This is a genomic window from Luteimonas sp. BLCC-B24, from assembly GCF_028550595.1.
Classification (GTDB): domain Bacteria; phylum Pseudomonadota; class Gammaproteobacteria; order Xanthomonadales; family Xanthomonadaceae; genus Luteimonas.
In genome coordinates this window covers 1-19,841 of the sequence record NZ_JAQQGN010000012.1, presented here as the reverse complement: position 1 = coordinate 19,841, position 19,841 = coordinate 1, and the positions used below count along the sequence as shown (strand labels likewise).

The following is a 19,841-nucleotide window of genomic DNA, read 5'->3' as shown; positions in this document are numbered from 1 at the left end:
CTGCGGGCCACGCACGGTGGCGGCCGATCAGCGGGCGAGTTCAGTGGCGTCGACGGCTGTCGGGGCCGCATGCGGCGCCTGCATCGCCGGGCGGGTGGCGTCCGGGCATTGTTGGAGCGCCAGGCGCGCCTGCCCCTCGGCCAGCCATGCGGCCGCCTCCGGTGTTTCGAGCAAGGCGCGCGTGGCCCGGCGTGCATCCGTGGCATCGCCCGCACCGACCGCCGCCATCAGACGATCGAGCACCTGTCCGCTCTGACCGGACCACAGGCCCGAGCGGGAGGCCGCCGGTTCGCCCGCCTGGACACGGTCGCGCTGCAACAGCGCCCGAGCCGCCGCCTCCTGCTCGCCGATATGACGTTCCAGACTCGGAATCATCGCCGAGCCCATGCCGTGGCGCTCGACCGCCTCGACCACGCCCGGCGATGCCTCGCGCACCAGCTCGACCGCGCCGGACCAGTTGAGCCGGCCCCACGGCGTGCCGGGGTTGAAGGTCGAGGCGCCGGCCGTCAGCACGCCCGTGGTGCCGCCGAGGCCCGCGCCCAGCGTGGGCGCATGCGCGGTGGTCGAGGTGATCCGGGCGCCGACCACCTCGAGGCCCGCGTCGAGCCGATCGCCCACGTACACCAGATGGTCCCGCCCCCGGGCGCCGGCGGTCTCGGTCCCGGCGCGCAGATGCCCGCCGACCTCGCCTGCGAACGTCCGGCGGACCTGCGCCTCGTATCCGCCCCGTTCGATCGCGGACGCGGCATCGGCGTGGCCGCGCGCGCGCGCCGCATCGCCTGCAGCTTCGACGCGCTGCGCCCGCGCCTCCAGATCCTCCCGCCACGTGCCGGACACCGCGCCTGTCGTCTGCCCGAGCGTGCGCAGCAGGCCGCCCTGGACGCGCGCGGCCGTCGACTGCGCCCAGCCCTGGGCCTGTGCCATGGCGGCCTCGGTCTGCGCGCCCACCATCCGCGCCTGCGCGCCGAACTCGCCCAGGCCCTGCGCGCCGTGCTGGAGCGCCAGGCCGGTCCCGCGGAACGTCTGCTCCAGATGTGCGCCGCCGGCGCCGAGGGCGCCGCGGGCGACATCGCCGGTCCCTTCGATCCCGAGGCCGGCCATGCGTCCGCTGTCGGCCACGCGCTGCCCGAACATGGCGCCGACGTTGGCGCCGCGCGCGCCCATCGCGAGCACCGTCAGCACGGGGCCGCCCAGCTGCTGCAGTTCACCGAGTGACGCCCGGTCCTCGCGTTCGACGAGCGCCCGTTCCTGCGCGGTCATTGCCACCAGCGCCGGCTTGCGCACGCCGGCCGCTTCCGGCAGCTCGCGAATCCGCTCCGCCGTGTTTCCCGCCTGCAGCTGGTCGAGAAAGGCGCGCACGGCCGGCTGCGAGGTTTCGGGCACCGCGGCCACCAGACGGGCTTCCAGATAGTCGCGCCCCGCCGGCGTTCTGCGCATGGCATCGACGGTGTTGCTCAACAGCGTATCCATACGGGCGCGTTGCAGATCGCTCATGCCGCGCACCTCGGTCTGCACGCCGTCATTGAGCAGGTCGCCCTGCACCTGCCAGGCGGTGACGCTGTCACGCGGGTCGTACAGCGGCAGACCGCGGTCGCGCGCGTAGTGCGCCGCGGTATCCGGATGCAGGCCGGCGGCATTGAACGTGACCGCGCGCATGCCCGTGACCGCCGCGGCGGCGGACGCCATGCCGCCGCCGAGGCTGTGCCCGGCGAGATCGAAATCGACGCCGCGCTTTCGCAACTCCGTGGCCAGATCCATGGCCCGATCGTAGTAATCGGTGCGCAGCCCGAATGACTGCGGCAGATTGTTGCCGAGGAAATCTTCCAGCGTCGTGTCACGGCGTTGTCCGTTCTCGATGACCTCGCCCGTCGAGCCCTTGAAGACCACGGTCGGCTTGTAGCCCGGCCCCAGCACCGCCGGGTCAGGAAGATAGATTTCGGCGCGGAACCCGGACTTCTCTGGTGAGAGCAGATCCCGCAGCTGCACGTCCGTCATGTCGAGTCCCGGCAACGCCGAGCGCAGCATGTCGAGGCCCGCAGTCGCGCGGATCCATCCCGGAGGCGGCGCGCCGGCCTGCTGTGCGGCGTCGTAGACGTCCTGGGACAGCAGCGCCATCTCCCGCGCGTGATGGGCGGCCTGCAGGCGCTCGGCAGCCTCGGCCGCGTCCGCCGTGCCGCGCGCCCGCAGCTCGGCCAGCAGGTGTCGCGCCGTTTCGTGTCGTGACGTCATGTCGCGTCTCCCGTGTCATCCATGTCGGGCAGGGGGATCCGGTCTTCCTCATGCGGAAAGCCGAACGTCTGTCGCATCCTGCGGTAGTGCTCGGGCATCGGCGGGCGTGCGATCCCGCGTGCCAGCAGCCAGCGCTGGCACGCGATCTGCCAGCTCGGATCGTCGGGATTTCCGGGGTGCCAGAACACGCCTTCGATCGTATGTGAACTGGGCGACCGCACCGGTTCGCCAAAGGCGTAGTCGAGCGTCGGATCGGCGCCGTGCTCGAGCAGCCAGTGCACCTTCGGGAACTCACCGCTCGAGGCGTAGTGCCCCATGATCGTGCCGCCCATCCCCGCAAGGATGTTCACGTCGGCGCCGCGCTCGACGAGCGTCTGCACATTGCGCCACTTGTTCTGCTTGATCAGGGCGTGGAACAGCAACGCCTCGTTGTTGGCATTGCGCGTGTCCGGGTCTCCGCCGTGATCCAGCAGAATCTGCAGATAGACGGGATCGTCCTGCTCGGCCGCCCAGACCATCGCGTTCGAATGGTTGGTCTGAGAGCGACCGGCCTCGCGCGGATACGCCTTGGCGACATTCGGATCCGCCCCGTTCTCCAGCATCGCGCGCAGGCCGTCGGGATTGCCGCGGACGATCGGCCAGGCCAACAACGGGGTGCCGGCGCTCGATCCCCAGAAGATCGTGTCGGGATCGACGCCTTCGCCCTGCATCAGCCGGCGCACGGCGTCGGCATCGCCGGTCGCCGCCGCGACCGCCAGGGCCTGCGCCCGGGGATCGTCAAATGCCCGAGCCGCGGCGGCGCGTTCGCCGGCGATGTCCGCCGACGGCACCGCGAGCACACAGGCGGACAGTACGAGCGCCGCAACGAGCACCGACAGCAGACGCCAGGGCCGCGCCGCACCGCGTAACGGAAACCGGGGCACCGGTTCTCGCGCAATTTCGTGTGGTGACGTCATGTCGCGTTCCCCGTGTCATCCGTGTCGGGCAGAGGGATCCGGTCTTCCTCATACGGAAAGCCGAACGTCTGTCGCATCCTGCGGTACTGCTCGGGCATCGGCGGGCGTGCGATCCCGCGTGCCAGCAGCCAACGCTGACAGGCGATCTGCCAGCTCGGGTCGTCGGGATTTCCGGGGTGCCAGAAAATCGCTCTGATCGTGTGTGAATCCGTGGAGCGCACCGGCTGGCTGTAAGCGTAGTCGAGCGTCGGATCGGCACCGCGCTCGAGCAACCAGTGCGTCATCTCGAAACCGCCACGCACCGCGTACTTCGAGACGATCGTGCTGCCCGGCGACACCTGGGCATCGATGTCCGCGCCGCGCTCGATCAGGAGGTGAACATTGCGCCATTGGTTCTGCTTGATGAAGGCGTGGAACAGCAACGCCTCGTTGTTGGCATTGCGCGTGTCCGGGTCTCCGCCGTGATCCAGCAGTATCTGCAGATAGACGGGATCGTCCTGCTCGGCCGCCCAGACCATCGCGTTGGCGTTGTTCCTGATCCCACGGTCCTGCGTCTCGTAGGCCTTGGCGACATTCGGATCCGCCCCGTTCTCCAGCATCGCGCGCAGGCCGTCGGGATTGCCGCGGACGATCGGCCAGGCCAACAACGGGGTGCCGGCGCTCGATCCCCAGAAGATCGTGTCGGGATCGACGCCTTCGCCCTGCATCAGCCGGCGCACGGCGTCGGCATCTCCGGTCGCCGCCGCGACCGCCAGGGCCTGCGCCCGGGGATCGTCGAACGCCCGGGCCGCGGCGGCGCGTTCGCCGGCAATGTCCGCCGACGGCACCGCGAGCACACAGGCGGACAACATGAACGCCGCGACGAGCAGCGCCACGAGACGGCAGGTGCGTGTCGCACCGGTGATGCCGCCCGGGCCGCGGGTCGATTCCATCCCTGTCATAGCGATCCTTCGCGCATCCCGACGCAACCGGACCGCCAGCCTAGCGCATGCCCGCCGGCCGGATGTGCGTGATGCCTGAACGCGCCGGGCGCGCGCGGGATGGCGCACCATGCGCATGTGCCGGCGTCCCCGCCGGATCGCTCCGGATTCCCGCATGACGCCGCATCCCGTCCATCCCGTCCATCACGATCACGATCACGATCACGAGCATGCACATGGTCACGGCCACGCGCCGACGGTCTCGTCGAACAACGAGCGGGTGGTGCTGACCGGCTTCGTGCTGACCGCGGGCTTCATGCTGGTCGAAGTGGTCGGCGGCGTGCTGTCGGGCTCGCTGGCGCTGATCGCCGATGCCGGGCACATGCTCACCGATGCGGCGGCATTGCTGCTGGCCTGGGTGGGGTTCCGGATCGGACGCCGCGCATCCGACGCCCGACGCACGTTCGGATACATGCGCTTCGAGGTGCTGGCGGGCCTGATCAATGCGCTCACGCTGTTCGCGCTGGTCGCCTGGATCGTCTGGGAGGCGATCCGGCGGCTGCGCATGTCCGGCGACGTGCTGGCCGGGCCGATGCTGGCGGTCGCCGTGGTCGGCCTGCTGGTGAATTGCCTGGTGTTCTGGATCCTGCACCGCGGCGACCAGGCGCACGTCAACATCAAGGGCGCCACGCTGCACGTGCTGGGTGATCTGCTGGGCTCGGTCGCGGCGATCGTCGCGGCGCTGGTGATCCATTTCACCGGCTGGATGGCGATCGATCCGATCCTCTCGGTGCTGGTGTGCCTGCTGATCCTGCGCAGTGCCTGGGCTCTGCTGCGCGGCGCCTTCCACATCCTGATGGAAGGCACGCCGCCGGATGTCGACATCGCGGTGCTGCGCCGGCATCTGCTCGATGCGGTGCCCGGGGTTGCCGCCGTGGACCACGTGCATGTGTGGTCGATCACCTCCGGCCGGGTGCTGGCGACGCTGGAGCTGGGCCTCGCCGACGGCGCCGAGCCGGCGCGTGTGGTGCCTGCGGTCAAACGCGCGCTCGCCGAACGCTTCGCGATCGAGCATTCCACGGTGGAAGTGGTGCACGCGCCGCCGGACGATTGCGCACTGGTCGCCGCAGCGCCGTCGGGCCCGGTGCACGCCCATGGCGCGGTCGCGCACCGGCATGGGCACGCCGGCGGCGACCCGCCGCATGACGGACGCCGCTGAGGCCGGTCGAGGTCGCCCCGGAGCCCGCGCCGGCCGCCGGACCGGAACAACGGCGCGACGGCGCGAGCAGTTCCAGCGCCGCTGCCCGCTGCCGGTGTCCCCAGGCGCAGCGGCGGCGCGCACGGGGCAGGCCACGCGCCCAGCGGCGCGCGCGCAGGCGAGGCCGGTCGGGCCGCGTGAGCAGCGGCCGGACCGGGCGCCGGCCACTCAGCGCATCGTCAAGTGCGGCGCCAGCAGCGCCCGCGCATCATCCAGCGAGTCGAGGATGCGGTGCCCCAGCGCCCGCGCGTCCGCGTCGGGTGCCAGCAGGTCCGGCACCTGGATGACGGTCATTCCGGCCGCCAGCGCGGCGCGCACGCCGGTCGGCGAGTCCTCCAGCACCAGACACTGTGCCGGCGGCACGCCGAGCCGCGCGGCGGCGAGCAGATAGACATCCGGCGCCGGTTTCGGCGCCTCCACGTCACTGCTGGTGCAGACCGCGTCGAAATGCGCGAGCAAGCCGGCGGCCGCGAGCTTGCGCTGGGCCAGTGGCGTGCGCGTGGACGTCGCGACGGCGCGCGGGATGGCGTGCCGTGCGAGGACATCGAGCAGTGCGACGACGCCCGGGCGGTGCGCCAGACCGGCCTCGGCCATCGCCACGTAGGCGGACCGTCCGCGCGCCAGCACGGCGTCGGCGGCGGCCGCGCCGACGCGTTCCACCAGCATCTCGCGGCAGACCGCATCGCCCAGACCGATCATGCCCAGCCACCAGTCGGGCTCGATGTCCGCGCCTTCCCCGGCAGCAGCGGCGCGGAAGCAGTCGAGAATCGCACGCTCGCTGTCGAGCAGCAGGCCGTCCATGTCGAAGATCACCGCCGCAGGGCGGAACGCCAGCGGAGCGACCTCAGTCATGGGCCGCCATCAGCGTCGCGACGTCGCCGGCGTCGAGCACGCGCCAGGCGCCCTCGGGCAGATCGCCGAGCGACAAACCACCGACCCGGCAGCGATGCAGGGCGTCGACGTGGTTGCCCACGGCCGCGAACATGCGCCGCACCTGGTGATACCGGCCTTCGGTGATCGTCAGCCGCGCATGCGTGGGGGCGATCACCTCGAGTACCGCGGGCTTCAGCGGCGTGGTTTCCGACTCCAGCAGCAGCGCGCCGCTCGCGAACAGCACGCCTTCGTTGCCACGCAGCGGCTCGGCCAGCGTGGCCTCGTAGACCTTGGGCAGCGCGGCCTTCGGCGAGATGATCCGGTGCAGCAGCTGGCCGTCGTCGGTGAACAGCAGCAGGCCGCTGGTCTCGCGATCCAGCCGGCCCACGCTCGACAGCGCCGGCGCGCGCAGCCGGAACCGCGGTGGCAGCAGATCGTAGACCAGGCGTCCGATGTCCTTGTTCGAGCAGGTGTAGCCGGCCGGCTTGTGCAGCATCAGGGTCAGGCCCTGCGGCGGGTCGAGCGGCTCGCCGTCGACGCGGATGGTGTCGTGACCGACCTGGTCGTCCGTGTACAGCACCTCGCCGGCCGCATCGGTGATCCGGCCCTCGCGGAACATGGACGTCACCTGCTTGCGGCTGCCATAGCCGAGGTTCGCCAGCAGCTTGACCAGCTTCACGCGCGCGCCTTCGCCGCCGACGCGCGCGCACGCACGGCGTGGATCACCTTGAACGCGCCGCTGGACGCGACCTCGCTCACCTCGCCGAAGCGCGCATCCAGCACGTCCTCGTAGGGCAGATGGCGGTTGGCGACCAGCCACAGCGCGCCGCCCGGCCTCAGCGCGGCCGCGGCGGCGGCGATGAACGCGCGGCCGATGTCGGGCCGGCCTTCGCGGCCGTGCGCATGGAACGGCGGATTGCTGACCACGACGTCGTAGCCTGGCGGCACGCCGGTGGTGACGTCGTGCCAATGGAAATTCAGCGCGGCGCGCGTGTCGATGGCGGCGAGGTTGTGCCGGGCCAGTGCCAGCGCGCGACCTTCGGCCTCGAACACATCCAGCGCGGTGATGCCCGGGCAGCGCTGCAGCAGCTCGGCCGACAGATAGCCGTAGCCCGCACCGAGGTCGGCGACACGCCCGGCCAACGTGGTCGGCAGGTGCGACGCCAGCAGGGCGGAGGCCGGATCGATGCGATCCCACGCGAATACACCCGGGCGACTGCGGAACCGGCCGCCCAGCACGTCGCGCGGCCGGTCCAGTGCGGCCCAGCGCTCGACCAGCGCGGTGTCGACGGTCTCTCCGGCCTGGGCCCAGAACACACGGCACTTGTGCTTCGACAGCGCGCCGATGTTGCCGGCGAGCGTCGCGAGATCGTCCTGCGCGGATTTCGCGCCCTCGTCGTTGGCCACGCTGGCCAGCACCCAGCCGCCCGGCCTCACCGCCTGCAGCGCGCGCGCCAGTACCGCGCGCGACTCGTCACGCTGACGCGGCGGCAGCACCAGCACCAGCGACCTGCGCGGCAACACCGCGTCGTCGGGCTCGCCGTCGAGCGCGTCCAGCCCGGCGCGCTGCAGGGCCGCATGCAGCGGCTTGAAGCTCTGTTCGCAGACCAGGCCCGGCCAGCGTCCACCGGTGGTGGGCACGCCTGCACGTGCACGCAGGAACAGCGCGCCGTCGTCGGGCCAGGCGAGCTGACGCTGTTCGAGCGGCAGGAACAGGGCATCGAGTGCGGGATCGGACATCGGCTCGGACGGAACGGGACGGCCGTGAATTCTACCGGCCCACCCGCACCACCGGCCGAGGCGGCCTCCGCACGCCATGCCAACGCGAGATTGATGGAACCGCAACATCCCGGTCTGCACGATGAGGGCGCATTCCCAGACAGAGGAGATCCCGATGCCCATCCACGCCCTGTTCGTCGGCGGCACGATCGACAACAGCGAACTCGACCTCGACGGCGCCGAGCCACCGCACCGCTACCCGCCCGACACCGGCGGCGGCCAGTCGCGGTACCGCCTGCACGCGATCGGCAAGCGCGACGACGAGATCGTCTATGCGGTCTACGGCGGGCCGGACATCGCACACGAGGATGTGCAGCGGGTCAGCGAGGAGCGCGAGTACGCGCGGCGGTTCGAGGCCGAGGAAACCATCGTCGGCTGAGCGTGCGCGCGCCCGGCATGCAATGCCGGGCGCGCGTGGTCCTACTCCTGCAATGCGCGCAGGGTCACCGACGGCGGCGCATCGAGCACGCGACGGGTCGCCCACAGCCCGGCGAGCAACGTCATCAGCACACCGATCCCGCCGCCCACGGCGGCCAGGGTCCAGTTCGGCGTCCACGGCAGGTCGAACACCCGCACGGCGATCACGCCGGCCAGCACCGAGGCGGCGATCGCCGCCACCAGGCCCGACAACAGTCCGATCGCCGCGAATTCCGAAGCCTGCGCCAGTCGCAGTTGCGCGCGCTTGCCACCGAGCACCCGCATCACGCCGCCTTCGAGCAGGCGCTCGTCCTGGCTGGCGCTCACCGCGGCCAGCAGCACCAGTACGCCGGCGGCGAGCGAAAACCAGAACACCACCTGCACCACCGTGGATACCTGATCAGCCGTGCTGCGCACCTGGTTCAGCACCGCATCGATATCGACGACCGACAGGTTGGGAAAGCGCTGCACCAGATCGGCGGTGAACCGCGTCGCCTCGGGCGGCACGCGCACCGCGGTGATGTGGCTGGCCGGATAGCCGTCCAGCGCGCCCGGTGAGGCGACGACGAAGAAGTTCGGCCGGAAACTCTCCCACTCGATACTGCGGAAGCTGGTGATCGGCGCTTCGAAGCGCTGGCCGGCGATGTCGAAGACGATGCGATCACCGAGCTGCCAACCGAGGTCCTTGGCGAAGTTTTCCTCGACCGAGATTTCCGGCGTCGCCGGCGCGGTCTCGCCCCAGAACGTGCCGGCGGTGACCCGGTTGTCGTCGCGCAGATCGGTCTGCATCGACAGGTTGAACTCGCGCTCGGCGCGGCGCTGGGCCTGCCGGTCCTGCGCCTCGTCGCCGCTGCGGCCGGCGTAATCCTCGCCGCGCACGGGTTCGCCGTTACGCTCGATGAGGCGCGCGCGGATCATCGGGAACAGCACCGGCGCATCGACGCCCTGCTCGGCGATGAAGGCACGCACCGGATCGAGCTGCTCGGGCTGCACGTTGATGATGAAGCGGTTCGGCGCGTCCTGCCCGAGCGCGAGCTGCCAGCGGTCGAGCAGATCGGTGCGCACAAAGGTCAGCAACAGCAACGCCATCAGGCCCAGGCCGAGCGCGGTGACCTGGGCGACGCTGGTGCCGGCGCGCCGACTGACGTTCGCCAGGCCGTAGCGCAGGCTGCCGCGCAGCCGCGTGCGCAGCGCGCGCACCAGCGCGATCAGGCCCCAGGCCAGCAGCGCGAGCACGGCGAACGTCGCGGCGATGCCCGCGAGCATCGCCGCCCCGAGCGTCGCCGAGCCGGCCTTCCACCACAGCAGTGCGGCGAGACCGACGAAACCGGCACCGCCGACCAGCCAGGCGCTCGGCTCGAAGCCGCCGAGGTCACGCCGCAGCACGCGCAGTGCCGGCACGCGGCGCAGCGCCAGCACGGGCGGCGCGCCGAAGGCCATCAGCACGACGAGGCCGACGCCGTAGCCCTGCAGCGCCGGCATCGGCCCGGCGGCGGGAATCGACAGGCCCAGCAGCGATTCCAGCCAGCGGCCGATGCCCCACTGCAGACCGAACGCGATGACCACACCCAGCGTGCAGGCGATCACGCCGAGCAGCAGCAGTTCGCCGACATGGATGCCGACCAGCGTGCGTTGCTGCGCGCCCATGCAGCGCATCACCGCGACCGAAGTCAGATGCCGCGCCGAATGCTGGCGCGCGGCCATCGCGACCGCCACCGCGGCCAGGATCACCGAGACCAGCGCGGCGAGCCCGAGGAAGCGACCGGCACGGTCGAGCGCCGAGCGCACTTCCGGGCGTGCGTCCCCGATGGTCTCCAGGCGCTGGCCGCGGCCGAGAGTCGCGCGCGCGGTCGTGGCGAAGCCGTCGACCGCGTTCGCGTCACCGGCGATGACGAGGCGATAGCGGATGCGGCTGCCCGGCTGGATCAGACCTGTGCCTTCGAGATCGGACAGGTGCAGGAAGACCTTGGGTGCCACGTTGAAATAGTCGATCGACGCATCCGGCTCCTGCAGCACGAGCGCGGTCAGACGGAAACTGCGGTCGCCGAGAAGCACGGTATCGCCGACCGACGCGCCCAGCGTGTCGGCACCGGCGCGGCTCATCCAGGCGGTGCCGGGTTCCGGTACGGCCTCGGCGTTGCGTTCGACGCCGTCGGCGCCGGCGATGAGGAAGCTGCCGCGCAGCGGGAAACCGTCGCCGAGCGCGCGCACGTCGCCGAGCTGCAACGCCGCGGCATCGCCCGCGCCGACGCGGATCATGCTGTCGAGTTCGACGGTGTCGACCGATTCGAGACCCGGCGCATCGGCCGCATCGCGAAGCGCGCCTTCGATCGGCGCATCGCCGCGCACGACCGCATCGCCGCCGAGCAGACGGTTGGCCTCGATCGCCAGCGCGCGTTCGGCGCGATCGGTGACGAACCCGACCGCGGTGACCGCGACCACCGCCAGCACCAGAGCGGCGAACAGGATGCGGATGTCGCCGGCCGTGAAATCGCGGCGCAGCTGGCGCCACGCGAGCGCAGCCGTCCTCATGCGGGCATCGCCTCGTCGGCGACCAGGCGCCCGCTGTCGATGCGCAGCCGGCGCGTGCAGCGCTGCGCCAGGTGGTCGTCGTGGGTGACCAGCACCAGCGTGGTGCCGGCATCGGCATTGAGCGCGAACAGCAGCTCGATGATCGACTGGCCGGTCGCGGTGTCGAGATTGCCGGTGGGCTCGTCGGCGAACAGCAGCGACGGCCGCGTGACGAAGGCACGCGCCAGCGCCACGCGCTGCTGCTCGCCGCCCGAGAGCTGGCGCGGATAATGGCCCAGGCGCTCACCCAGGCCCACGCGCGCGAGCACGTCGCGCGCCGGCCCTTCGACGTCGCGGTCGCCGCGCAGCTCCAGCGGCAGCATCACGTTTTCCAGCGCGGTCAGCGACGGCAGCAACTGGAAGCTCTGGAACACGAAGCCGACCTTCTCGCCGCGCACCTTCGCGCGGCCGTCCTCGTCGAGGGTCGAAATCGGCGCGCCGTCGAGCACCACCGTGCCGGTGCTCGGCGTGTCGAGACCCGCGAGCAGCGACAGCAGCGTGCTCTTGCCCGAGCCCGAGGCGCCGACGATCGCCACCGTATCGCCGTGACCGATGGCGAAGCCCACGTCCTGCAGGATGGTCAGTTCGCCCGACGGCAGCGCGACGCGCTTGCCGAGGGCCTCGACGACGAGGGCGCGGCGGGTTTCAGCCTGCGCTGGGTTGGAATCGGCCATGATGTTCCTTTGATGGGCCTGCACGAATGGCGGCCATCTTCGAAGACGAGGTTTAAATGATGATTAAGCGCGTCCGGTATGAGGCCATCCGCGCCTCCATGCAATGTGCCATCGGTTGCCTGCTGATGCTGTGTGCGTTCGTCGCGCCGGCACAGACCGCACCCGCGCCCTCGCCCGCTGGCGCGGCGAAGACCGTACTGGTCATGGGCGATTCGCTCTCGGCGGGCTACGGGATGTCCGCCGACCAGGGCTGGGTGGGCCTGCTCGAACGCCGCCTGCAGCGCGAGGCCCCCGGCTGGCGCGTCGTCAACGGCAGCATTTCGGGCGAGACCAGCGCCGGCGGCGCGTCACGGATCGTGCAGGCGGTGGTGCGCGAGCGGCCGGCGGTGGTGGTCATCGCGCTCGGCGCCAACGACGGACTGCGCGGCCTGCCGCTGGCCGAGGCGCGCCGCAATCTGGCGCGGATGATCGGCGCCTCGCAGCACGTCGGTGCGCAGGTGCTGCTGGTCGGCATGCGCATGCCGCCGAACCTGGGCACCGAGTACACGCGCGGCTTCGAAGCCAACTACCGGCTGCTCGCCGACACCTTCGACGTGCCGCTGCTGCCGTTCCTGCTCGAACCCATCGCCACCGACCGCGCGAATTTCCAGGACGACAACCTGCACCCCACGGTGGAGGCGCAGGCCAAGATCCTGGATCACGTCTGGCCGGCGCTGCGTCCGCTGCTGCGCTGACGGCGTCAGGGGTCCCGGGCCAGCAGCGGCCACGGGTTCACCGGCGTGCCGGTCCACCACTGCCGCTCCGGCGTGAGCCGGAACACCGCGAAGTGCAGATGGGGCGCCGAGGGATCGGCGTTGCCGGTACTGCCCACCGTGCCGAGCACCTGACCGCGCCGCACCTGCATGCCTTCGGCGAGCCCGGGGGCGTAGGCCTTCAGGTGGGCGTAGTAGTAGCTCCACGTGCCGGTGGGGTCGAACTGGTAGATCGTCAGGCCGCCGCGGTCGCTGGTGAAGAGTTTCTCGACGCGGCCATCGGCCGCGGCGAGGACCGGCGTGCCCTCGGGCGCCATGACGTCCAGCGCTTCATGGACCCGCTCGCTGCCGCGCGCGTCGTCGAAGGTGTCGTGGACGTCCGCGATGTCGACGCCCTGCACCGGCAGCAGCAGCGTGGGTGGATGCGTATCTGACGCGGATGACGTGGGTACGCGCACAGGCGCGACCGGGCTCGGGGCCTGCGTCGTCGGCCGCGGCCCGATGTCCGGATCGATCACCGCGTCCTCGCGAGTGAGTTCCGCTGCGGGAGCGATCGGCGCGGGGGACGCGGCCGCCGGCTGCGGCGGCGCCGGCGAGCGCCACACGAACACCGCCACGTTCACCAGCAGCAGCACCGCCGCCAGTGCGCCCCACAGGCCGATCCGGCGCATCGGCTTACTCCTCGAGCACGGCCGTCATGCCCGGACGCACCACCTCGGCCACCCGGCGCGCACTCCAGTTGGTCATCCGGATGCAGCCGTGCGACTGCGTCTTGCCGATGTTCGCCGGCTCCGGCGTGCCGTGGATGCCGTAGTGCGGCTTCGACAGGTCGATCCAGACCGTACCCACCGGATTGTTCGGACCAGGCGCCAGTACGGCCTTCGCGTGGGCCGGATCGGCGTCCCAGAACAGCGCCGGGTTGTAGTGGAAGGTGGGGTCGGTGGCGACGCCGTCGATCGTCCACTCACCGATCGGCAACGGGTCGCGTTCGCTGCCGGTCGAGGCCGGGAACTGCGCGAATACCGTGCCCTCGGCATCCACCAGCCGGACCACCGAGTCCGATTTGCTCACGACCACGCGCTCGGGCGTGGGCAGCGGCGCCGCATCGCGGACGTTCGGCACCACGATGCGCTGGCCGGCTGCGAACGCCACACCGGGATTGAGCCGCTGCAGCAGCGCCGGCGCCGCATGGAAACGCTCGCCCAGCGCTTCGAGCGGGGTTTCGAACCCCAGCGCGTCGAGTTCGGCCTTGTCCATCATGTCCTCAGGCAAGGCGCGCATCGCGCCCGCCAGCTCCTCGGCGCGGATGGTGTGCTCGATCAGTGCCGCGGGCGCGTCCGCGGTCAGGGCCTGCCAGGTCTCGGCGTCCAGTTCGCCGCTGGGCGTGAGGCCGCGGTGACGCTGAAACGCGGCCAGCGCACGTGTGGTGTTCGTGCCGCCGCGCGCATCGATCTCGCCGGGCGAGAAATGCGCGCGATCGAGCAACACCTGCGCGCGCAGCAGCGCGGCATCGCCGGCATCGTGCGCGGCGGCATTCACGGCATCGACGTCGAGTGCGGCGTCCCGGGCCAGCGCGGCATGCAGCGGCAGGCAGGCGACGAGCAGCGCGAGGCACCAGGCCAGTGCGCGCGGTGAGTGGCGTGTGGACATGCGACCTCCAGAGGATCCGGGTGCGGACGTGGCCCGCATCCTGCCGGCTGGTGGCGCAGCCCCGGCGTGAAGCCCGGCACTCGGGTGCTCAGCGTGCGCCGCAGTGCAGGAAGGCCGAGCCGTCGAGCCACGCGCGGTCGCGGGCGTAGGCGAACAGCACCTGTCCATCCTTCAGCGCATCGATCACCGGGCGCGCCGCCGCGCTGCGGACCGCCGGGCAACCCCAGCTCCGGCCCAGCCGGCCCTGGCGCCGTGCCTGGTCGGGGTCCACGTAATCGGCGCCGTGCATGACGATCAGCCGCTCGCGCGCACGGCCGTTGATGCCGGGCTCGAGGCCGTCCAGGCGCAGCGAATAGCCGTTCTCGCCGATGTAGGTCTCGGCGGTCGCGAACAGCCCCAGGCTGGACTGGTGGCTGCCTTCGACATCGGAAAACGCGGTGGCCAGGTCGCCGCCGCTCCCGCGTCCGTGCGCCACGTGCTCGGCATGCAGCAGGCGCCCGGTCTCGACATCGAAGATCCACATGCGGATCTCGGTCGACGGGCGCCCGTAATCGATGATCGCGAGTCGACGCCCCACGTCGCGATCCCGCGCCGCGCACGCGCGCGCATCGAGTGCGAGCGACAGCACCTCGCGATCGAGTGCAGGCGCCGCGGCCGCCAGCGTGTCGAGCGTGGCGTCGGCGGCGCGCACCGAAGAACAGGCCAGCAGACCGGCCAGCCAGATCGAATGGAGACGACATGCGCGCATGGCCGGAGCCTAGCGCGTCGGTGCTGCGCGATGCGTCAACACGTCCCATCCGCTGCTTCCGGATATTCGACCGCTCATCGGTCCGCAGGATTATTTTCCGATAAACCTTGCGCACCCGATTAAGTCGATGTATCGTGCGCGCCGATCCTCCAGACCGGCACGTCCGCAAACGGACCTTCCATGAAAATCGCACGCTCACACGCTTACATGCTTCTCCGGCCGCGCTTCCAGCGCGCAGCTGACGCGTGCGCGAAGCCTGCACTGCAGGCAGGACTGAGCCGTATTCCCGACTGATCTTCACGTCCATGGAGATCGGCCACCCCGATCTCCGAGGCACGCGAACGCCCTCGGACATCTGTCCGGGGGCGTTTTTCGTTTGCGCGTTCGCGAAGCGAGTTCAATGAATCCGCAGGGCCGACATTATCTTCCCGAGGCATCCGGAACCCCGGTTCCGATTATGGGAATCCAGCTGCCAGGCGTTCGCCGGTAAATGGCGTGGAACGCTGTGCCCCGATGCCGGGCACGGGCAGCGGGCGGGTCCGGCCCTGCTTGAAGAATCGATGCCACGCGGTATCGATCGGACCATCGACGAGCACGCGCCAGCGGTATTGGGTTTGCCGCCCATCCGGTGCGCACGGCACTGCCGCGGCGTATGCCGTCGCGTGCGAGGCGATGTACCGAAGCGGGCGATAGCTCAGAGGGAGAGCAGCGGCGCAGGCCGAAGGTCACCGGTTCGAATCCGGTTCGTCCACCACTGGATAGCTCAGAGGAAGAGCATCGGTCTAGTCAACCGAGTGTCGCGGGTTCGACTCCCGCTCCAAACATCATGACCTGTCACGTCATGACACCGGAACGCGAGTTCCACACCAGGACACGGCCTGCGCGGCGTGCCGTCATCCGATGCGCTCCGGCGTGTCGCCCTGTCGGCCGCCGCAGCAGATCCGTCGCCGGGCCCGCGTCCTCGAGGCACGCGGACCGGTTCGCAACGTGCGCAACCGCAATCCATTGCGTCGCGTGCGTCCGGACCGCGTCTCCGCGCCGGGAGCACGCCCGCTCCGCGGCAGCGCTGCCAGGGCCGTGTCCATCTTCTTCGCGGGGTTCGTCCCGCACCGCATCGCGCGTCACAGCGCGATGTGTACGCACGACCGCCGCGGGAACCGATCCACCGCGGCGGGACGACACTTCGGATCGGACCACCAGTGCCAAACCATGGAGAGAGTGCCGTGAACATCCACAGCATGTTCTGGACCAAGCGGGTCGTGATCGGTGACGGCGAGCGCGGCCTGGTGTATCGCAATCGTCAGTTCGAGCGCGTGCTCGGCCCCGGCGTGCATCGCATGTTCGACCCGCTGTCGCGGGTCGAGGTGCGCACCTTCAACATCACAGCACCGGAATATGCCGGGCACGATGTCGATGCGCTGATTGCCCGACTGGGACCCGCGCTCGAGGCGCATTTCGTGCGTGCCGACATCGGCGCCGATGAGGTCGGCCTGGTGTCGAAGCACGGCAAGCTGGAAGACGTGCTGCCGCCGGGCTCGCGCCGCCTGTACTGGCGCGGACTGGTCGAGGTGGCGGTCGAGCGCGTGTCGCTCGCCGCCGGCCTCGCCGTGCGCGCGGACGTCATGCGCCGCCTGCGCCAGCTCGGCACGCTGTCGAAGGTCGCGGTCGTCGTGGACGTGCCGGTGGAGTCGGCCGGTCTGGTGTTCGTGGACGGTCAGCTGCTCGATACGCTGGGCCCGGGCGCGTACGCCTTCTGGAACTTTCAGAAGAACGTGGTCGCCGAGGTGATCGAGTTGCGCGTGCAATCGGTCGAGGTGTCGGGCCAGGAGCTGCTGACGCGCGACAGGGTGTCGTTGCGCGTGAACCTCGCCGCCAGCATGCGCGTGACCGACCCCGTCGCCGCGCGCACCAAGGTGGCGAAGTTCGGCGACCACCTCTACCGCGAACTGCAGTACGGCCTGCGCAAGGTGGTCGCGTCGCGAACGCTCGACGCGCTGCTCGGTGACAAGGCCTCGCTCGATGCCGACATCTTCGCGTACGTGCGCGGTCAGGTCGGCGGGCTCGGCATCGAGGTGCTGGGCGTGGGCGTCAAGGACGTGATCCTGCCGGGCGAGATGAAGGCGATCCTCAACGGCGTCGTGCAGGCGGAGAAGGCGGCCCAGGCCAACGTGATCCGCCGTCGCGAGGAGGCGAACGCCACGCGTTCCCTGCTCAACACCGCGAAGCTCGTGGAGGAGAGTCCGATCCTCATGCGCCTCAAGGAACTCGAGGCGCTGGAGAAGGTCACCGAGAAGATCGACACGCTCACCGTGTTCGGCGGCCTGGATGGCGTGCTGAAGCAGCTGGTGACGATGAAGTAGGACACCCGTGCGATGCAGGGATGCGTCGCGCGGGCTTCGATGGAACGCAAAGGACACGGATATGAGTACGCAATTCGAATTTCTGCACGCCGAGGGCACCACACCGATCAAGGGCTGGGTGCGCGGCGTGCCGCTGGAAGACCAGGCGCACGACCAGCTGCGCAACATCGCATCGATCCCGTTCGTCGGACCGTGGGTCGCGGTGATGCCGGACGTACACCTCGGCAAGGGTGCGACCGTGGGCTCGGTGATCCCGACCCGCGGCGCGATCATTCCGGCCGCGGTGGGCGTCGACATCGGCTGCGGCATGGCCGCGGTGCGGACCACGCTGCGCGCCAAGGACCTGCCCGACAGCCTCGCGCAGATCCGTTCGGGCATCGAGCGATCAGTGCCGGTTGGCAACGGTCGCGGCGGCGAGCACTGGAAGCTGCCCGACGGCATCGCCACGCGCATCGCGCGGTCCGGCCTGGTCGAGCGTCTGGACGTGATCAAGCAGAAGCACCGCAAGGTGCGCACCGACAAGCTGGGCTGCCAGACCGGCACGCTCGGCGGCGGCAACCATTTCATCGAGCTCTGCCTCGATGAATCGGACGCCGTGTGGGTGATGCTGCATTCGGGCTCGCGCGGCACCGGCAACCTGATCGGCAGCTACTTCATCGAACAGGCGCGCACGCAGCTCGAGCACCGCGTGCTGGGCTTCCATCTGCCGGACAAGGACCTCGCGTTCTTCATGGAGGGCGAACCGCTGTTCGACGACTACGTCGAAGCCGTCTCCTGGGCACAGGACTACGCGCGCGAGAACCGCGAGGCGATGATGGCGCGGGTGCTCGCCGAACTGCGCCATCGTCTGCCGAAGTTCCAGCTCGAGAAGATGGCGGTGAACTGCCATCACAACTACGTCGAGAAGGAGACCCATTCGGGGCAGGAGCTCTACGTGACCCGCAAAGGCGCGGTCAGCGCGAAGGCCGGCGAGCTCGGAATCATTCCCGGCAGCATGGGCGCGAAGAGCTTCATCGTGCGCGGGCTGGGCAACGCGGACAGCTTCCACAGCTGCAGCCATGGTGCCGGCCGCGTCATGAGCCGTACCGCGGCACGCCAGCAGATCACGCTGGCGCAGCACCGGGAGGCGACCGCACACGTCGAATGCCGCAAGGACGCGTCGGTGATCGACGAGTCACCGGCTGCCTACAAGGACATCGATGCGGTCATGACGGCGCAGTCCGATCTGGTGGAAATCGTCCACACCCTGCGTCAGGTGGTGTGCGTGAAAGGCTGACACGGGTCACGACCGGGCCGCTCCCATGGGGGCGGCCCCTTTCTCCGGATCATCGGCGATGCGGAGGTGCGGCGGCGACCGGACGCATCCGTGCCGGCGGAGCAGCGCCCAGGCGGCGACGCGGGCGACGGTTCCGCGTCCGGACCCGCCAGTCTGCTGGCCTGAACGAGCCGGGCCATTTGATGGCAGGTTAAGCCCGACGGGCGCATGATCGGGGACGTCAGCGGGCCGCGCTCGGCCCGCGCAACCGGAGCAACTGCAATGAACCGCCGTTCCCTGCCCCTGCTGCTCGCCGCTGCGCTCAGTGCGATCGCGGCCCCTGCGCTCGCCGCCCGCAACGTCACCGATGCCGATCTGCCGCGCAGCCTGGCCGGCGACAGCCCGGTGGCGGTGCAGTGGACCGATCCGGAAGCGTTTTCGGACATCCGGTTCAGCGGCAACCGATGGGAGGCACGGCGCGGCGACTGGGTGGAACAGATCGCCCGCTACGTGCGCCAGCGCGCCGAGCGTGAACTGCCGGCCGGCAGCACGCTGGACGTGACCATCCGCGACATCCGCCGCGCCGGCATGTACGAGCCCTGGCGCGGCCCGCAGATGGATCACGTGCGGATCATCAAGGACCACTACCCGCCGCGGATCGATCTGGACTTCGTGCTGCGCGACACCGACGGCCGGGTGATCGCCGAGGGGCCGCGCGAACTGCGCGACATGGGCTTTCTCAATCGCGCGGGCAGCGCGATGAACAACGATGCCCTGCGGTACGAGAAGCAGCTGATCGACGACTGGCTGCGCCGCGACCTGCGGCCTGCGATCGCGCAGCGCTGAGAATTGGTTCGATCGGAAAGAGCCGCGCAATCGCGCGGCTTTTTTCTTGCGCACGAAACAATGGCGCCGGTCGGCGAGGGACAGATTTTGGTGCGTCCGGGCTGGTCGAGGCTCGCAGGCGGTTGCAGGATCCTTGCAGGCACTCGCCCTTCGGCACTGTTCTCGGCAGCGTTTGCCTCGATGGCTGCTTCAGCTCGAGCGTCCACTTCGGCTCTGGCGCTCGCCTTGGCCTTGGCTTTGGCTTTGGCTTTGGCTTTGGCTTCCAGCCCTTGACGTTCGAGCCGTAAAGCGAGCCGAGCATCGCAGGGCGGCGGGGCCGGAGAGCAGCCCATGTCTGAGCGCAGCGAGTTTGGGCTGCGTGCCCCGCTGACCGAGAAGCGCAGGGACCCGCCGCGGCGTCATGCGGCGGATCGCGTCCGGCGATGGCGGTTTGACTCGCACCTTCGGCACTCGCCCTTCGGGCCGGCTTCGCCGTTCGCCAGCGCATCGGCGCTGTCGTGCTTACTTTTGACAAGACAAAAGTAAGCCGCGCGAACAGCGCGGAAGCTCTGTT

At 70.3% G+C, this 19,841-nt stretch carries 17 protein-coding genes and 2 tRNA genes; 8 read left to right on the top strand and 11 right to left on the bottom strand.

The window, feature by feature from the left end:
* Positions 1 to 27: 27 nt before the first annotated feature.
* The 3 genes from PQS31_RS16610 to PQS31_RS16600 are packed head-to-tail and all read right to left on the bottom strand — an operon-like array spanning position 28 to position 4,117.
* The gene (locus tag PQS31_RS16610; RefSeq protein WP_272763962.1) at positions 28 to 2,229 is read right to left on the bottom strand and encodes a hypothetical protein; all 2,202 of its coding nucleotides are present in this window, start codon (positions 2,227 to 2,229) and stop codon (positions 28 to 30) included.
* Positions 2,226 to 3,185 (bottom strand): ankyrin repeat domain-containing protein, encoded by a 960-nt coding sequence (locus PQS31_RS16605; protein WP_272763961.1) that lies wholly within the window; start codon positions 3,183 to 3,185, stop codon positions 2,226 to 2,228. Before PQS31_RS16605 ends, PQS31_RS16610 begins: the two co-directional genes overlap by 4 nt.
* A complete protein-coding gene (locus tag PQS31_RS16600; protein WP_272763960.1) occupies positions 3,182 to 4,117 on the bottom strand; it encodes an ankyrin repeat domain-containing protein in 936 nt (311 codons plus the stop codon). Before PQS31_RS16600 ends, PQS31_RS16605 begins: the two co-directional genes overlap by 4 nt.
* Before the next feature lie 163 nt (positions 4,118 to 4,280).
* Here PQS31_RS16600 and PQS31_RS16595 point away from each other — a divergent pair, with 163 nt between their 5' ends.
* Complete coding sequence (locus tag PQS31_RS16595; protein WP_272763959.1) at positions 4,281 to 5,324, top strand: cation diffusion facilitator family transporter; 1,044 nt, start codon at positions 4,281 to 4,283, stop codon at positions 5,322 to 5,324.
* Positions 5,325 to 5,531: 207 nt separating this feature from the next.
* Here PQS31_RS16595 and PQS31_RS16590 read toward each other — a convergent pair whose 3' ends face one another.
* Genes PQS31_RS16590 through PQS31_RS16580 form a run of 3 tightly spaced genes read right to left on the bottom strand, consistent with a single transcriptional unit; the run spans position 5,532 to position 7,976 of the window.
* On the bottom strand, positions 5,532 to 6,215 hold the full coding sequence (locus tag PQS31_RS16590; protein WP_272763958.1) for an HAD family phosphatase: 684 nt from the start codon (positions 6,213 to 6,215) through the stop codon (positions 5,532 to 5,534).
* Positions 6,208 to 6,915: a pseudouridine synthase gene (locus tag PQS31_RS16585; RefSeq protein ID WP_272763957.1), complete on the bottom strand. Its 708-nt coding sequence runs from the start codon at positions 6,913 to 6,915 to the stop codon at positions 6,208 to 6,210. The genes PQS31_RS16590 and PQS31_RS16585 overlap by 8 nt, the downstream gene beginning before the upstream one ends.
* Positions 6,912 to 7,976: a class I SAM-dependent methyltransferase gene (locus tag PQS31_RS16580; protein ID WP_272763956.1), complete on the bottom strand. Its 1,065-nt coding sequence runs from the start codon at positions 7,974 to 7,976 to the stop codon at positions 6,912 to 6,914. Before PQS31_RS16580 ends, PQS31_RS16585 begins: the two co-directional genes overlap by 4 nt.
* A 160-nt stretch (positions 7,977 to 8,136) precedes the next feature.
* On the opposite strand from PQS31_RS16580, the gene PQS31_RS16575 reads away from it, so the two are divergent.
* Positions 8,137 to 8,394: a hypothetical protein gene (locus PQS31_RS16575; RefSeq protein ID WP_272763988.1), complete on the top strand. Its 258-nt coding sequence runs from the start codon at positions 8,137 to 8,139 to the stop codon at positions 8,392 to 8,394.
* A gap of 41 nt (positions 8,395 to 8,435) precedes the next feature.
* Here PQS31_RS16575 and PQS31_RS16570 read toward each other — a convergent pair whose 3' ends face one another.
* Both PQS31_RS16570 and PQS31_RS16565 read right to left on the bottom strand, forming a co-directional pair.
* On the bottom strand, positions 8,436 to 10,964 hold the full coding sequence (locus tag PQS31_RS16570) for an FtsX-like permease family protein (RefSeq protein WP_272763954.1): 2,529 nt from the start codon (positions 10,962 to 10,964) through the stop codon (positions 8,436 to 8,438).
* A complete protein-coding gene (locus PQS31_RS16565; RefSeq protein WP_272763953.1) occupies positions 10,961 to 11,677 on the bottom strand; it encodes an ABC transporter ATP-binding protein in 717 nt (238 codons plus the stop codon). The genes PQS31_RS16570 and PQS31_RS16565 overlap by 4 nt, the downstream gene beginning before the upstream one ends.
* Before the next feature lie 98 nt (positions 11,678 to 11,775).
* Here PQS31_RS16565 and PQS31_RS16560 point away from each other — a divergent pair, with 98 nt between their 5' ends.
* Positions 11,776 to 12,411: an arylesterase gene (locus PQS31_RS16560; RefSeq protein ID WP_272763952.1), complete on the top strand. Its 636-nt coding sequence runs from the start codon at positions 11,776 to 11,778 to the stop codon at positions 12,409 to 12,411.
* A gap of 5 nt (positions 12,412 to 12,416) precedes the next feature.
* Here PQS31_RS16560 and PQS31_RS16555 read toward each other — a convergent pair whose 3' ends face one another.
* The 3 genes from PQS31_RS16555 to PQS31_RS16545 form a co-directional block, all read right to left on the bottom strand.
* The gene (locus tag PQS31_RS16555; RefSeq protein ID WP_272763951.1) at positions 12,417 to 13,100 is read right to left on the bottom strand and encodes a M23 family metallopeptidase; all 684 of its coding nucleotides are present in this window, start codon (positions 13,098 to 13,100) and stop codon (positions 12,417 to 12,419) included.
* A gap of 4 nt (positions 13,101 to 13,104) precedes the next feature.
* A complete protein-coding gene (locus tag PQS31_RS16550) occupies positions 13,105 to 14,079 on the bottom strand; it encodes a L,D-transpeptidase (protein ID WP_272763950.1) in 975 nt (324 codons plus the stop codon).
* Positions 14,080 to 14,167: 88 nt separating this feature from the next.
* Positions 14,168 to 14,827 carry a murein L,D-transpeptidase catalytic domain family protein gene (locus tag PQS31_RS16545; protein WP_272763949.1) on the bottom strand — a complete coding sequence of 220 codons (660 nt, stop codon included), beginning with the start codon at positions 14,825 to 14,827 and terminating at the stop codon, positions 14,168 to 14,170.
* A 684-nt stretch (positions 14,828 to 15,511) separates the two neighbouring features.
* Between PQS31_RS16545 and PQS31_RS16540 the strand changes: the two genes are divergently transcribed.
* The 5 genes from PQS31_RS16540 to PQS31_RS16520 all read left to right on the top strand — a co-directional run bounded on the left by PQS31_RS16540 (position 15,512) and on the right by PQS31_RS16520 (position 19,288).
* A tRNA-OTHER gene (locus tag PQS31_RS16540) sits at positions 15,512 to 15,581 on the top strand.
* Between the two features lies 1 nt (position 15,582).
* Positions 15,583 to 15,648 (top strand) — tRNA-Thr (locus PQS31_RS16535).
* Between the two features lie 417 nt (positions 15,649 to 16,065).
* Positions 16,066 to 17,187: a slipin family protein gene (locus PQS31_RS16530; protein ID WP_272763987.1), complete on the top strand. Its 1,122-nt coding sequence runs from the start codon at positions 16,066 to 16,068 to the stop codon at positions 17,185 to 17,187.
* A 61-nt stretch (positions 17,188 to 17,248) separates the two neighbouring features.
* On the top strand, positions 17,249 to 18,463 hold the full coding sequence (locus PQS31_RS16525; protein ID WP_272763948.1) for an RtcB family protein: 1,215 nt from the start codon (positions 17,249 to 17,251) through the stop codon (positions 18,461 to 18,463).
* Positions 18,464 to 18,724: 261 nt separating this feature from the next.
* Positions 18,725 to 19,288: a DUF3016 domain-containing protein gene (locus PQS31_RS16520; protein ID WP_272763947.1), complete on the top strand. Its 564-nt coding sequence runs from the start codon at positions 18,725 to 18,727 to the stop codon at positions 19,286 to 19,288.
* The last annotated feature ends 553 nt before the right edge of the window (positions 19,289 to 19,841 follow it).